Raw genomic sequence first — 12,286 nt, 5'->3', positions numbered from 1 at the left:
GGTCATTGTAACGAAGCTGTTAACAGAACCTTTGACCTGGATCTACAAAATCACCAGTTGCCTGAGCCGGATCCGGTAATTAGCCAAAAACTTGTGTTATTAGGGTGGAATTTGGTTTACCCAAAAGGGCAAAACGGCTACAATTGCGCCGCAACTAAAGCCCCATTCTAAAGGTGTTGTTGCCATGCTCAGAATCGAAAAAGAAGCACTGACTTTCGATGACGTATTGTTAGTCCCCGGACATTCCACAGTTCTTCCCCATACTGCCAGTCTGAAAACCCGTGTGACCCGCGAGGTGGAGTTGAATATCCCCCTTATTTCAGCGGCCATGGATACCGTCAGTGAAGCCCGTCTGGCTATCGCTCTGGCGCAGGAAGGGGGAATCGGCTTTATTCATAAGAATATGACTGCTGAGCAGCAGGCCAGCCACGTACGCCAGGTCAAAAAATATGAAAGTGGGGTGGTTTCCGATCCCATCACTGTCAACCCCGATGCCACCATCCGTGAAATCAACGCCCTCAGCCTGCAGCATGGTTACTCAGGTTTTCCGGTAGTGGATGCCGAAAATAATCTGGTCGGTATTGTTACCGGTCGCGATCTGCGTTTTGAAAATAACCACGATATGGCTATCAGTAATGTGATGACCCCCAAAGAGCGTCTGGTAACGGTGAAAGAAGGCGCCAGCTCTGATGAAGTACTGGCGCTGATGCACGAGCATCGGATTGAAAAAATACTGGTGGTGGATGATGCCTTTAAGCTTAAGGGCCTGATTACGGTAAAAGATTTTCAGAAGGCCGAAAGTAAACCCAATGCCTGTAAAGACAAGCTCGGGCGTTTACGGGTAGGTGCTGCAGTAGGCGTGGGTGCAGGCACCGATGAGCGCATCAAACTGCTGGTGGAAGCCGGGGTGGATATTTTGCTGATTGATACCTCCCACGGCCATTCTCAGGGGGTTATCGACCGGGTCACCAGAGTGCGTGAAGATTATCCTGAACTGCAGCTGATAGCCGGTAATGTGGCAACAGCAGAGGGTGCCAAAGCGCTGGCCGATGCTGGTGTGGATGCGGTCAAGGTGGGCATTGGCCCAGGCTCTATTTGCACTACCCGTATTGTTACAGGCTGTGGTGTACCGCAGATTACCGCCGTGGCCGATGCAGTTGAAGGCCTCAAGGGTACAGGGATTCCGGTGATCGCCGATGGCGGCATTCGTTTTTCCGGAGATATTGCCAAAGCCCTGGCGGCTGGCGCCAGCTGTGTGATGGTGGGCAGTATGCTGGCCGGAACCGAAGAGGCACCTGGTGAAGTGGAGCTGTATCAGGGGCGTTATTTTAAATCCTACCGTGGTATGGGCTCGCTGGGGGCGATGAATCAAAATCATGGCTCTTCGGATCGCTACTTCCAGGACAGCAACAATGCTGAAAAGCTGGTGCCTGAGGGTATTGAAGGGCGTGTCGCCTACAAAGGGCCGATTGCCAATATTATCCATCAGCAGATGGGCGGTTTGCGCAGTGCCATGGGCCTGACAGGTTGTGCCACCATTGACGAGCTGGGTACAAAGTCCCGTTTTGTCAGAGTCAGTGCAGCCGGGATGGGTGAGTCCCATGTGCACGATGTTTCAATCACCAAAGAAGCTCCGAATTATCGTCTGGGCTGATCATCTCAATGTTAAACAGTGGTGCCGGCACGGTGCCACTGCGTACCTCTTTTATAGCTATTAAATTAAACAGGCCCAGGAAACGCCATGACCACAAATATCCATGACCATCGCATATTGATTCTGGACTTTGGATCCCAGTACACCCAACTTATTGCCCGCCGGATCCGTGAGATTGGCGTATATTGTGAGCTCTGGGCCTGGGATGTCAGTGAAAAGCAGATTCGTGAATTTAATCCTCAGGGGATTATTCTCTCCGGCGGCCCGGAATCTGTGACTTTGCCTGACTCTCCCCGGGCACCGGATTATGTTTTCGAAGCCGGAGTGCCGGTATTAGGGATTTGTTACGGCATGCAGACCATGGCAGCGCAGCTTGGTGGTGCCGTGCAGGGCTCGGATATCCGTGAATTCGGTTATGCGCAGGTGGAAGTGATTAAGCAGTCTCCTTTTCTGAGCAATATTGAAGATCATATCGGCGACAACGGTAATGCGCTGCTGGATGTGTGGATGAGCCATGGCGATAAGGTCAGCACTGTCCCACCAGGTTTTGAAACCCTGGCCCGCACCGACAGTTGCTCTTTTGCTGCTATGGTCAATCAGGAAAAGCAATTCTATGGCGTGCAATTCCACCCCGAGGTCACCCATACCCGTCAGGGCCTGCGTATGCTGGAGCATTTTGTCAGTGATGTCTGTCAATGTGAAAAGCTTTGGACACCGGCCTCGATTATTGAAGATGCGGTAGCGCGTATTCGTGAACAGGTAGGTTCAGATGAAGTCATTCTCGGCCTTTCTGGCGGAGTTGACTCCTCTGTTACCGCCATGTTGCTGCATCAGGCGATCGGAAACCAACTGACCTGTGTGTTTGTGGACAACGGCCTGCTGCGCCTGAATGAAGGTAAGCAGGTGATGGATATGTTTGGTGATCACTTCGGCCTGAATATCATTAAAATTGATGCCGAAGGGCGCTTTCTGGATGCTCTGGCCGGTGTTGACGATCCGGAACTCAAGCGCAAGGCCATCGGTAATAGTTTTATCGAGGTGTTTGACGAAGAAGCCGGTAAGCTGACCAATGCCAAATGGCTGGCTCAGGGCACTATTTATCCCGACGTGATTGAATCCGCTGGCTCTGCTACCGGTAAGGCTCATGTGATCAAATCACACCACAATGTGGGAGGCCTGCCGGACAATATGCAGATGAAGCTGGTGGAGCCCTTAAGGGAATTATTTAAAGACGAAGTGCGCAAGATAGGCCTGGAACTCGGTTTGCCTTATGACATGCTTTATCGTCATCCTTTCCCCGGCCCGGGGCTGGGTGTGCGGGTGCTGGGTGAAGTGAAAAAAGAATACTGTGACCTGCTGCGCCGCGCCGATGCGATTTTTATTGAAGAATTGCATAAGGCCGATCTCTATCACAAGGTCAGTCAGGCCTTCGCAGTATTCCTGCCGGTGCGTTCAGTCGGCGTGATGGGCGATGCCCGTAAATACGATTGGGTGGTGAGCTTAAGAGCAGTGGAAACCATCGACTTTATGACGGCCCGTTGGGCCCATCTGCCCTATGAGTTTCTGGGTAAAGTGTCTAACCGCATCATTAACGAGATCAATGGCATATCCCGCGTGGTTTACGATATCTCCGGTAAGCCTCCGGCCACCATTGAGTGGGAGTGAACGTCAGTTTGACAATGATTGATGCCCTCAAGTGAGTGGCAACAGATGAGTGGAAGTAAATAACCCAGCGTAACGGCTGGGTTTTTCTTGTTAACAGCATATCCTGCCACCCTCGTGCTACTTTGTAAGCTTGTTTTTTGCTATCAGAACCTACTCAAAACTTTAGATAGTCCCTCTGTCAACGGTGCTCTTTTAACTAAACCGCTTATCCTTGAAAACCCTCTGAATGTGGCTACCTTTGGTTATAACAAGAGCCGGAGAGTGTTGACCCAGCTTTACTCAGCAAGCGAGTAAGATCTCAGAAGCCAGAACTTTCTTCGGGGAAACATTTGATTGGAGAGAACAGGCGAACATATGACATTAAAAAGACAAATTATTGATGAGGCATATCCCACCAAGGTAAGTGCTATCTACGAAAACCAGCAAGCCGCTGAAACCACAGCAGAGAACCTGGTTAACGAGGCAGGTTTTGTGCCTGACCAGATAGAAGTGGTGCATCCTGATGATAGTGAGCTGAGCCAGAAACTGGAACCCGAGCGAGGGGGTATAAAACGAACGTTGCTGAAGTCCCACCTGATTCTGGGGGGCGGTTTTTTCATTCTGGGTATCCTCATTGCTGCTTATCTGAGTGCTTATGGGCCCCCGCTTATGAGTTCCAGCCCACTCATGACATTTATTGCTTTTGGAATTATGGGTTTGTTTGCCGGGCTCTTGCTGGCAGGTCTGATTTCAATTCGCCCTGACCACGACGTTCTGATTAATAAGACCAGGGGCGCCGCGAAGGAGGGGAAATGGGTGGTGATTGTCCATTGTAAAAATGAAGAAGAAAAGGAAAAAGCAAAAACCTTTGTCAATACCTCTGCTGAGACCTTGTAAGGACTATTCTGAGGTAAAGATACCAGCCATTCCAATTGTGTTCGATAACGTACAGATCTTGCCCTGCAGAGAGGCTAAACTCCTCAGTCAGTTGCATTGAGAAGCGATGGGTTATCAGTTTCCCGGGCCGTCTGTGTCGGGATGATCAGTAACGAGTCTGCAGGGATGGTTAGGAAGACAGGGACGGCACTATATTTAACGGATGACAGGATTTAACGGATTGCAGGGAAGTATTTATGGCGTGTCCGGGAAACTGATACCCCATTGTTCTTAGAATTTGCGAGCAAAGCCACTATTTAAGCTTAAATAGTGGCTTTTTTTTCGCCGTGATTGGGTGACCCGATACAATAATTGGTATCACTCAATCTTTAAGATTATCGAACTGCTTTTTAAGATCATAGTTCTCGTCGATAACGATTTTTTCCAGAGTCTGTACTCTGTCTTTCAGTCCCGCCAGTTCCTGTTGCAGAGCATTAAGATCCTGCGCCTTAGGGGCTTTTTTATTACGTGAGTTGACCAGCTCTACGATGGCCCAGCAAACAATGGCGACGATAGCAACGGCAGTAATATTCATAGCGATGTTTCCCTTTTTATGATTTCTTTATCCTAACTCGTCTTGCAAGTGGCAGGCCAATGAAAAAAGTTATAATTTTCATTGTGTTACAAATTTATGCCTGATGGTAGTTTTGCTTTGTTGGTGAATTAAACGAATGAATAGTGAATAATACCAACCGGATTGGTAGGTATCGGGCTAAAGGCCGTTACTTGATTGTGCCTATACACAGAAACTATGAGCAGATGACAGACAGCCAGAATAACATTGATGAATACTGGATGGGAGAGGCCTTAAAGCTGGCCCAACGGGCCTGGGATGAGGGTGAAATTCCGGTGGGCGCAGTATTGGTCAGAGAAGGGGAGGTCCTTGGTCAGGGATGGAATCGCTCAATCGGTAGCCACGATCCGTCGGCACACGCTGAAATGATGGCTATCCGTGAAGCTGGTGTTCGCATCGGCAATTACCGGATGCTGGATACCGTGCTTTATGTAACGCTTGAGCCTTGTTCTATGTGTGCCGGCGCTCTGGTGCATGGCCGAATCAGCCGGCTGGTGTTTGGCGCAACAGACCCTAAAACCGGGGCCTGTGGCTCGGTTATGGATATTGTTCGTCATCCGGCACTGAATCATCAGTTGCAGGTCGATGCTGGCGTGATGGCGGAACCTTGTGCAAAACTGTTATCGGATTTTTTTCGCTGGCGACGTGCACAGAAAAAAGCGGCCAGGGGCAATATCTCCGGAATCTGATCAACCGACCTGCGTTATTTCTGAAGTCTGAAGATCGGTTGCCTGATATTGCTGGCGTCGAAGTTGTATTTTACGTTGCAATTTTTTCATTACCAGCCGGCGCCTGTGATGAGAGCGAAGAGGGGGATTGGCTCTGAGTTGATGTCTTTTACGCAATATTTTCTCCTTTGGTTTTGTTCTTTGAATTGTAACGGTTGGGACAAAACTATTCGCCTATAGTTTCGTCCTTGTCGTTGTCCGCATTCAGCCTCTGCTGTTCATCCAGCCACACCAGCGTATCATAGTAACGGCGAATATTAGCCACATAAGTGACCGCTTCATCACCACGGGCATAGCCATATCGGGTTGTTTTATAGAAGCGTTTCTGTCGCAAAAGCGGTAGCCGTGATTTTACATCGACCCAGATATCCGGGTTGCCTCCCTGACGCTCAGTCAGGATCCGGGCATCCTCAAGATGTCCCATCCCTACATTATAGGCCGCCAGTGCAAACCATAATCTGTCGGGATACTCAATGCGCTCAGGGATGCGTTCTACCAGCCCTTGCAGGTAGGTTGCGCCACCCTGAATACTTTGTCTCGGATCCAGTCTGGACGTCACGCCGAGATCCTTGGCGGTCGGTAAGGTCAGCATCATCATTCCCCGCACGCCTGTAGGAGAGCGAGCTCTGGGATTCCAGTGGCTTTCCTGATAGCTCATGGCCGCAACAAGTCGCCAGTCAATTTTATCTGCATATTGTTCAAACAATGGCTGATACTTTGGCAGTGTCTGTTCAGCCGCTTTGATAAATAAACGGGTATCTACGTAATTAAACTGCCGGATGTGGCCAAAGTACTTATCCTCCAGAGCGGCTAAGCGACCATCCTCATAAAGCGAGCCAAAATAATCCAGCATTGCAGCCAGCAGGGAGTCATCCTGCTCCTTGCTCATCGCCCAGGCTACGCGCTGGGGCTCCTGCAAGGTAAAGCCGATAGACAACTCAGGATGGCGGCGGCGCATAATGGCAAGAATATTAGAGTCTGCAACGGTGTAGTCATACTCTTCTCTTAACACTGCCTCCATCAGTTCTTCGTTATCCATTTCGTTGGTTTCCTGCCAGTCCAGAGCAGGTAATTTCTGTTGCAGACCTTTCAGTGTGTCAGTGTGATTGCTGCCTGCAACGACGATCATCTCGCCAGTGAGATCCTCCGGCCCCCTTGGCCGCACTTCACCCTGTTTAAAGATCAGCTTCTGACTCACATACTGATAGGGGGGGCCAAACTTGAAATCTGCGGAGCGTTGTGGCGTTACCGACAAGCCTGCGGCCAATAACTGTATCTGTTGCTTTTGTACCTGAGAGAACGCCTGGCTGAGACTGAAATAGGGGTACACTTCGAGGCGCACACCGAGATAGTCGGCAAAGCCCTTTACCAGCTCATATTCAAAGCCCTCTGGTCCGTTTGGCCCGGTGTAGTAGGTGGTCAGGCCATACTGAGTACCGACCTTCAACACGCCTGAATCGGTAACCTGCTGTAGTACATTAGGTTTGCGCTGTGGCTGACATGAAGTCAGGCAGAGGCTCAGCGTAATCAGCAATATGGCTTGTCTCAAAGGGTTCAGCGGGCGCACGGTTATCCTGTACTGAATCAACGGATTAGTGGCCATTGTGACCAAAATTCTGCATCGGTGCCAGTGTTGTCGAAAATGCGATTCAGGATGCAGTAGTGAGTGCGTCGTGGTGGCTTGCCGTGAAACTGTCAGCAGCCGCTGAAACTATCCCTCAGTGGCCATTTAGGTATATAATCCGCGGCCTGACATTTCCAGCAACTTTGGTGACAGATAGCATGCTAGTTCTTCGCGGGGCGCCAGCCCTTTCTGAGTTCCGAATCAATAAATACCTCGCACAATTCGCTGAAAAGCAACTTGGCGTATCTTCTGTGTTTGCAGAATATGTACATTTCGCTCAGACAGAAGGCGAGCTCAGCGCTGAGGAGCACAGTGTTCTTTCCAGTTTGTTGGTATACGGCCCTAAGGCAGAGCAGTATCAGGCCAAAGGCAAGCTGGTGCTGGTGGTACCCAGGCCAGGTACGATTTCACCCTGGTCCTCAAAAGCCACCGATATCGCCCATAACTGTGGTCTGAACAAGGTAAAAAGACTGGAGCGGGGGATCGCCTGGTACCTTGAAGGTGTCAGTGATGAAGATTTTGAGCAATGTCAGGCGCTTTTATATGATCGCATGACCGAGTCGGTGCTGACAGAGATGTCTCAGGCCCGGGCGCTGTTTGTGCAGCAACAACCTGCGCCAATGCGCTCAGTGGATATTCTCAGTCAGGGCAGACAGGCGCTGGTGCAGGCAAATGAGGAAATGGGGCTGGCGCTGGCGGAAGATGAAATTGACTACCTTGTCAGCAGTTTCGAGCGTCTTGGCCGCAATCCCAATGATGTTGAGCTGTATATGTTCGCTCAGGCCAACTCAGAGCACTGCCGCCACAAGATTTTTAATGCTGACTGGAGTATTGATGGCCTGAAACAGCCCAAATCGCTGTTTAAAATGATCAAGAATACCTTTGAGCAGTGCCCTGATTATGTGCACTCTGCGTACAAAGATAACGCAGCGGTAATGGAAGGCTCCTTTGCCGGCCGTTTCTTCGCTGAAGGTGAGGACAAAGAGTATCAGTTTCATCAGGAGCGTATCGATATTCTGATGAAAGTGGAAACCCATAACCACCCCACTGCCATTTCACCTTTTCCGGGAGCGGCGACAGGCTCTGGTGGCGAAATCCGCGATGAAGGGGCCACCGGGCGTGGCTCCAAGCCCAAAGCCGGGCTGGTGGGCTTCAGCGTATCTAATCTGCGCATTCCCGGATATCAACTGCCATGGGAGCAGGAGTATGGTAAACCCGGGCATATTGTCAGTGCCCTGGATATTATGCTCGAAGGCCCCCTTGGTGGCGCTGCCTTTAATAATGAATTTGGCCGGCCGAATATCCTCGGTTACTTCCGTACCTATGAGCAGCAGGTAAAGAGTTTTAATGGTGTGGAGGTGCGTGGCTACCACAAACCTATTATGCTCGCCGGTGGGCTGGGAAATATCCGCCCACAACATACACAAAAAGGTGAGATCACCGTTGGTGCCAAACTGATCGCCTTAGGTGGCCCGGCAATGAATATCGGTCTGGGTGGCGGTGCTGCCTCTTCCATGACATCAGGGCAGTCCAGTGAAGCGCTGGATTTTGCTTCGGTGCAGCGCGATAACCCGGAAATTGAGCGCCGCTGTCAGGAAGTCATCGATCGTTGCTGGGGCATGGGTGAAGATAATCCCATTCAGTTTATTCATGATGTGGGCGCTGGTGGTCTGTCTAATGCGTTCCCCGAGCTGGTTAACGATGCCGGGCGTGGCGGGCGTTTTGAGCTGCGCAATATTCCCAACGATGAACCTGGTATGTCGCCCTTGCAATTATGGTGTAACGAATCACAGGAGCGTTACGTACTGGCCGTGGCCCCCGAAAAGCTGGAGCTGTTCACCACAATTTGTGAGCGTGAACGCGCGCCGTTTGCCATAGTCGGTGAAGCCACTGAAGAGGCGCATCTGCGTCTGCATGACAGTCATTTTGATAACAATCCGGTGGATATGCCACTGGATGTGCTGTTGGGCAAACCGCCCAAAATGCACCGCGATGTGAAAACGGCCAGCGTTGAAGGTGATGCCCTTACGCTTAGTCAGATTGAACTTAAGCAGGCGGCCGAGCGGGTATTACAACTGCCCACCGTGGCGGAAAAAACCTTTTTGATCACCATTGGCGATCGCACCGTAACAGGCTTAGTGAGTCGTGACCAGATGGTCGGGCCATGGCAAATCCCCGTAGCCGATGTGGCGGTCACCGCCGCAGGCTACGATACCTACCATGGTGAAGCCATGGCCATGGGCGAGCGCACTCCGCTGGCCCTGCTGGATCACGCTGCATCGGCGAGAATGGCGGTGGCCGAAGCCATTACCAATATTGCTGCGGCGGATATCGGTGATTTAAAACGGATTAAACTTTCTGCTAACTGGATGGCGGCCGCGGGCCACCCTGGTGAAGATGCCGGGCTGTATGCTGCGGTAAAAGCCGTGGGTGAGGAGCTTTGTCCGGCTCTGGGACTCACCATCCCGGTGGGTAAAGATTCCATGTCGATGAAAACCCGCTGGCAGCAGCAAAATGAAGATAAAACCGTAACCTCGCCATTGTCACTGGTGATCACGGCCTTTGCCCGGGTTGAGGATGTGCGTCGTACACTGACGCCGCAACTGCGCCTGGATAAAGGCGATTCCCGTCTGTTGCTGGTGGATCTGGGTGCGGCTCAGAACCGTCTCGGCGGCTCTTGTCTGGCCCAGGTCTATGGCCAGTTGGGTGACAAGGTACCGGATCTGGATAAACCGGAATTGCTCAGCGGCCTGTTTAATGCCATTCAGCAACTCAATGCCCAGGGTAAATTGCTGGCCTATCACGACAGATCGGATGGTGGTTTATTTACTACATTAACCGAAATGGCCTTTGCCGGTCATTGTGGTCTGGATATCAGCCTTGATGATCTTGGGGAAGCCTTGCCGGCACTGTTCAGTGAAGAGCTGGGTGTGGTGATTCAGGTTGCTGATACACATATTGACGAGGTTAAAAACGTCTTTGCGGCTCAGGGCCTGCAAAATCATCTGCATGATATTGGCCAGCCTGTGGCTGATGAAGATATTCGCTTTACGCACAATGGTCAGATTGTACTGCAAAACAGCCGCAGCCATTATCGTAACCTGTGGGCGCAGACTACCCATCATATGCAGTCTTTGCGGGATAATCCTGATTGTGCTGCACAGGAGCTACAACAGAAGAACGATGCAGGGGATCCGGGCCTGCATGCCAGTCTGAGCTTCGATTTGAATGAAGATGTTGCCGCGCCAATGATTGCCGCGAATCTGTCAACGGGCGCGCGGCCTAAAGTGGCTATCTTGCGGGAGCAGGGTGTGAACTCCCATGTGGAAATGGCGGCAGCCTTCAGTCGTGCCGGATTCAGTGCCATTGATGTGCATATGAGTGATATCCTCAGTGGCCGGGTAAACCTAAGTCAGTTTCAGGGGCTGGTGGCCTGTGGCGGCTTTTCCTATGGTGATGTGCTGGGCGCCGGTGAAGGCTGGGCCAAGTCAATTCTGTTTAATAACCGTGCCAGAGATCAGTTTGCCGCTTTCTTTAGCCGCAATGAAACCTTCTCTTTGGGGGTTTGTAATGGCTGTCAGATGCTGTCTAACCTTAAAGAGCTGATCCCCGGAGCACAGCACTGGCCTCATTTTGTTACTAACCGCAGTGAGCGTTTCGAAGCCCGATTCTCCATGGTCGAAGTGATGCAGTCTGACTCTGTGTTGCTGCAGGGTATGGCCGGTTCACGGATGCCGGTGGCGGTATCTCACGGTGAGGGCAGGGCTGAGTTTGCCGATGCCGGCGCGCTGACTCATTCGCTGCAAAGCGGTAAAGTGGCGCTGCGCTATGTGGATAACTATGGCAAGGTTACAGAGCAGTATCCTGCCAACCCCAATGGTTCGCCCCAGGGGATCACCGGGCTGACCACCACAGACGGCCGCGTGACTATTATGATGCCACATCCCGAGCGGGTGTTCCGCACTGTGGCCAACTCCTGGCATCCTGATGACTGGCAGGAAGACAGCCCCTGGATGAGATTATTCAGGAATGCCAGAGTTTTTGTCGGATAAGAGGGAATTTTTTACCTCCTGTCTCTGTCTGTATTAATACTCCTTAGCGTGGAGTGATGAGTAACTTAGGCACCTCAGATTTTCTGCAGGTGCCTTTTTTATCCCTGTTTTTAACCTGAAACAGCTGTTCTTCGGCCAAAACGCCAAAAAAATGACATTTTTTTAGCTAAGCTGTTGTTAAATAACAAAAGCCTGTTTAGTATCTATACTGATCTGCAGAAATGGTCTGATCTGTTCGATGTTCTGCAGACGCTGATTCACAGTGGTTTGGTTATAGCAGCAGGGAGGTAATAACCTGGTGAGTTGGCCCGAGCAGGGATTTGTAGACAATAAAACAATAAAAGAGATGGTTTATGAATCGCTCATCACGAGGTTTTGGTTTAGCCGGAGTGCTATTTGCCGTGATAATCATGGTAGTCACAGCATTCTTCGGGGCCAGGGCTGAGTCTGCGCCAATGCATCAGCATGGCGCAGGCAATACAGCTATTTCGCTTTCTGGTGCCGCTCGCGATTAGTTTGTTTTTGTCGCTGATTTTTTTGTAGCAATACATAGGTGGCTGCGAGTCCGCCATGGCTTTTCTGCGCCGTATGAAAGGCCAGCACATGGGGCAACTGGCGCAACCACTGATTCAGATAGCTTTTCAAAAAGGCAGGAAAAGGTTTGCTGTTCAGGCCCAGACCATGTTGTATCAATAGCGTTCTGAGGCCCCGATGGTGAGCTTGGGTCAGCGTGTCAAAGACCTGCTGGCGGGCCTGTTCAAATTTCATCATTTTAATATTCAGCACTTCATCTATCTGATATTTTCCCAGACGTAATTTTTTATACACCCCTTGCTGCACGCCATCTTTTTTGAATTCGAGAAAATCGAGGGGATCCAGCGGTTCAACTTTTTCCGTACTGAGGATGTTAGGGTCCCGGGTGGCTGCTTTTTCCAGTGCCTGACGTTTAAGCTGCTGGGCCAGAGTCTGAGAGGCCGGGCCGTGACTGATAACTTTGTCATTCGCGGCCATGGGTCTGACATCCTGCATGGCGTCGAGAAAGGCTTATTGATCTTGCTGTGCTATGCCCATTGT

At 50.9% G+C, this 12,286-nt stretch carries 8 protein-coding genes; 5 read left to right on the top strand and 3 right to left on the bottom strand.

The window, feature by feature from the left end; translation table 11 throughout:
- Positions 1 to 184: 184 nt before the first annotated feature.
- The 3 genes from guaB (at position 185) to AT746_RS13145 (ending at position 4,195) form a co-directional block, all read left to right on the top strand.
- A complete protein-coding gene (gene guaB, locus AT746_RS13155) occupies positions 185 to 1,654 on the top strand; it encodes an IMP dehydrogenase (RefSeq protein WP_062481024.1) in 1,470 nt (489 codons plus the stop codon).
- Positions 1,655 to 1,741: 87 nt separating this feature from the next.
- Positions 1,742 to 3,319 (top strand): glutamine-hydrolyzing GMP synthase, encoded by a 1,578-nt coding sequence (gene guaA, locus AT746_RS13150; RefSeq protein ID WP_062481022.1) that lies wholly within the window; start codon positions 1,742 to 1,744, stop codon positions 3,317 to 3,319.
- A gap of 354 nt (positions 3,320 to 3,673) precedes the next feature.
- Positions 3,674 to 4,195 (top strand): hypothetical protein, encoded by a 522-nt coding sequence (locus tag AT746_RS13145; protein ID WP_062481020.1) that lies wholly within the window; start codon positions 3,674 to 3,676, stop codon positions 4,193 to 4,195.
- Between the two features lie 361 nt (positions 4,196 to 4,556).
- On the opposite strand, the gene AT746_RS13140 is transcribed toward AT746_RS13145, so the two are convergent.
- Positions 4,557 to 4,769 carry a hypothetical protein gene (locus AT746_RS13140; RefSeq protein ID WP_062481018.1) on the bottom strand — a complete coding sequence of 71 codons (213 nt, stop codon included), beginning with the start codon at positions 4,767 to 4,769 and terminating at the stop codon, positions 4,557 to 4,559.
- A 224-nt stretch (positions 4,770 to 4,993) separates the two neighbouring features.
- On the opposite strand from AT746_RS13140, the gene tadA reads away from it, so the two are divergent.
- Positions 4,994 to 5,497: a tRNA adenosine(34) deaminase TadA gene (gene tadA / locus AT746_RS13135; RefSeq protein WP_062484216.1), complete on the top strand. Its 504-nt coding sequence runs from the start codon at positions 4,994 to 4,996 to the stop codon at positions 5,495 to 5,497.
- A 205-nt stretch (positions 5,498 to 5,702) separates the two neighbouring features.
- Here the strand turns inward: tadA and mltF are convergent, their stop codons facing one another.
- Positions 5,703 to 7,103 (bottom strand): membrane-bound lytic murein transglycosylase MltF, encoded by a 1,401-nt coding sequence (mltF, locus tag AT746_RS13130; RefSeq protein ID WP_231730936.1) that lies wholly within the window; start codon positions 7,101 to 7,103, stop codon positions 5,703 to 5,705.
- A gap of 215 nt (positions 7,104 to 7,318) precedes the next feature.
- Between mltF and purL the strand changes: the two genes are divergently transcribed.
- Complete coding sequence (gene purL, locus AT746_RS13125; protein ID WP_062481014.1) at positions 7,319 to 11,212, top strand: phosphoribosylformylglycinamidine synthase; 3,894 nt, start codon at positions 7,319 to 7,321, stop codon at positions 11,210 to 11,212.
- A 483-nt stretch (positions 11,213 to 11,695) separates the two neighbouring features.
- On the opposite strand, the gene smrA is transcribed toward purL, so the two are convergent.
- Positions 11,696 to 12,241 (bottom strand): DNA endonuclease SmrA, encoded by a 546-nt coding sequence (smrA, locus tag AT746_RS13120; RefSeq protein ID WP_062481012.1) that lies wholly within the window; start codon positions 12,239 to 12,241, stop codon positions 11,696 to 11,698.
- Between the last annotated feature and the right edge of the window lie 45 nt (positions 12,242 to 12,286).

Origin of the sequence: Lacimicrobium alkaliphilum (assembly GCF_001466725.1) — a bacterium.
GTDB lineage: Bacteria > Pseudomonadota > Gammaproteobacteria > Enterobacterales > Alteromonadaceae > Lacimicrobium > Lacimicrobium alkaliphilum_B.
This window is presented reverse-complemented; position numbering and strand designations above follow the sequence as displayed.

Coding starts and splice junctions, on each gene's coding strand:
- guaB (WP_062481024.1), top strand. CDS start 185: ATGCTCAGAATCGAAAAAGAAGCACTGACTTTCGATGACGTATTGTTA.
- guaA (WP_062481022.1), top strand. CDS start 1,742: ATGACCACAAATATCCATGACCATCGCATATTGATTCTGGACTTTGGA.
- AT746_RS13145 (WP_062481020.1), top strand. CDS start 3,674: ATGACATTAAAAAGACAAATTATTGATGAGGCATATCCCACCAAGGTA.
- AT746_RS13140 (WP_062481018.1), bottom strand. CDS start 4,769: ATGAATATTACTGCCGTTGCTATCGTCGCCATTGTTTGCTGGGCCATC.
- tadA (WP_062484216.1), top strand. CDS start 4,994: ATGACAGACAGCCAGAATAACATTGATGAATACTGGATGGGAGAGGCC.
- purL (WP_062481014.1), top strand. CDS start 7,319: ATGCTAGTTCTTCGCGGGGCGCCAGCCCTTTCTGAGTTCCGAATCAAT.
- smrA (WP_062481012.1), bottom strand. CDS start 12,241: ATGCAGGATGTCAGACCCATGGCCGCGAATGACAAAGTTATCAGTCAC.